This window comes from Aureimonas sp. SK2 (assembly GCF_029813115.1).
GTDB lineage: Bacteria > Pseudomonadota > Alphaproteobacteria > Rhizobiales > Rhizobiaceae > Aureimonas.
In genome coordinates this window covers 1-590 of record NZ_JAPZDS010000074.1, presented here as the reverse complement: position 1 = coordinate 590, position 590 = coordinate 1, and the positions used below count along the sequence as shown (strand labels likewise).

Sequence of the window (590 nt, the reverse complement as noted above, 5' to 3'; positions counted from 1 at the left end):
TCGGCACGGTCAACAACAACGACATGATCCGCATGCAGCGGCTCACGCCGGAGTTCGAGGCGAAGCACCCGGACATCAAGATCAACTGGGTGACGCTCGAGGAGAACGTCCTCCGCCAGCGGGTCACCACCGACATCGCCACCAAGGGCGGGCAGTTCGACGTCCTCACCATCGGCAACTACGAGGCGCCCATCTGGGCGAAGCAGCAGTGGCTGGCGCCGCTGGAGAATCTCGGCGCGGCCTTCGACATCGACGGTCTCCTGCCGCCGGTGCGTGATGCGCTGTCGCTCGACGGCAAGCTTTACGCCTCGCCCTTCTACGGCGAGAGCGTGCTGACGGCCTACCGCACCGACCTGATGGAAAAGGCCGGGCTGACGATGCCCGAGAAGCCGACCTGGGACTTCATCGCGCAAGCCGCCGAGAAGATGACCGACCCGGCGACCGGCACCTACGGCATCTGCCTGCGCGGCAAGCCTGGCTGGGGCGAGAACATGGCCTTCCTCGGAAGCCTCGCCCGCTCCTTCGGCGCCAACTACTTCGACGCCAACTGGAAGCCGCAGTTCGAGAGCGAAGGCTGGAAGAAGGCCGTC

Annotated in this window: 1 protein-coding gene; it reads left to right on the top strand. The window is 65.8% G+C overall.

From position 1 onward, the window contains the following. Positions 1–590, top strand: a 590-nt coding sequence (locus O5O54_RS22265) for an ABC transporter substrate-binding protein (protein ID WP_279484031.1), incomplete at both ends; no start/stop codon positions are given.